2 protein-coding genes are annotated in these 1,297 nt (G+C 63.4%); one reads left to right on the forward strand and one right to left on the reverse strand.

Annotated elements, in window-relative coordinates; translation table 11 throughout:
* Positions 1 to 40: 40 nt before the first annotated feature.
* Positions 41 to 1,183, reverse strand: a complete 1,143-nt coding sequence (locus tag J2Y58_RS20940; RefSeq protein WP_310107446.1) for an IS256 family transposase — start codon at positions 1,181 to 1,183, stop codon at positions 41 to 43.
* Between J2Y58_RS20940 and J2Y58_RS20945 the strand changes: the two genes are divergently transcribed.
* Positions 1,103 to 1,297 (forward strand): hypothetical protein (locus J2Y58_RS20945; RefSeq protein WP_310107449.1); only part of this gene is annotated, 195 nt, incomplete at its 3' end. The two genes, J2Y58_RS20940 and J2Y58_RS20945, sit on opposite strands and share 81 nt — an antisense overlap.

Below are 1,297 nucleotides of genomic sequence, written 5' to 3' on the forward strand. Positions count from 1 at the left end.
GGGAGTGTCAGGAATTCTGTGCGGGAGGCCGTTATCGTCATCAGATGACGAACCGCTCGCCGAAGATGACGGCGAACTGGGTCTTTGCCTCCGACCACTCGCGGGGTGGACGTTTCCACTCCTGAGCGGCGGTGTTAAGTACGAGGTATAGCAGCTTCATCGCGGCATCGTCACCGGGGAAGTGGCCGCGGGTCCGCACAGCCCGGCGCAGCTTGGAGTTCAGCGCCTCGATGGCGTTGGTGGTGTAGATGATCCGGCGGACGCCCTCGGGGAAGGCAAAGAACGGGATCACTTGGTCCCAATGGCGGCGCCAGCTCTGCGCGATGGCCGGATGCCGTTTGCCCCACGGGCCGGCCTCGAAGGCGTCCAGCGCCGCCAGGCCGGCCTCAGCCGTCTCGGCCCGGTAGACGCTTCGGAGCGCCTGCGCGATCGGCTTGCGGTCCTTCCACGACGCAAAGCTCATAGAGTTGCGCAATAGGTGGACGATGCAGGTCTGGACGACCGTCTCCGGGAAGGCCGCGTTGATCGCCTCCGGGAAGCCCTTCAGACCATCGACGACGGCGATCAGGATGTCGGCGACGCCGCGGTTCCGCAGTTCGTTCATGACCCGCAGCCAGAACTTGGCGCCTTCGGTTTGCTCGATCCAGATGCCGAGGATGTCCTTGGTGCCATCGGGCAGGATACCAAGCGCGATGTACACCGCCTTGTTGCGCACGAAGCCCTCGTCGCGGATCTTCACCCGGATCGCGTCGAAAAAGACGAGCGGATAGCAGGTGTCGAGCGGGCGACCTTGCCATTCCGCCACGGTTTCCAGCACCGCGTCGGTCACCGTCGAGATCAGGTCCGGCGACACGTCGATGCCGTACAGCTCCTCCAGATGCCCGCGAATCTCGCGCACCGTCATGCCGCGCGCGTACATCGACACGATCTTGTCGTCGAAATCCGGAAAGCGGCGCTGGTATTTGGCGATGAGCTTCGGGTCGAACGTACCCGCCCGGTCACGTGGAATGTCCAGCGTCACCTTTGACGTCCCCGTCAGCATCGTCTTGCGAGACGACCCGTTACGCCGGTTGCCGACACCATCGGCGCTCTCGCTCTCCAGATGATCGTCGAGCTCCGCCGACAGCATCCGCTCCGAAAGCGCCTTCTTCAGCTCGTCGAGCAGACCGTCCTTTGCGAACAGCTCCTGTGGATCACGGCCAGCCAGCAGCTGGTCCAGAACGTCCTCGTCGATTGCCATATCGATGGTCCTTCCTGTCCATCACTATGCCTCCCGCACAGAATTCCTGACACTCCC

The sequence above is a fragment of the Sphingomonas sp. BE138 genome (genome assembly GCF_031456125.1).
GTDB lineage: Bacteria > Pseudomonadota > Alphaproteobacteria > Sphingomonadales > Sphingomonadaceae > Sphingomonas.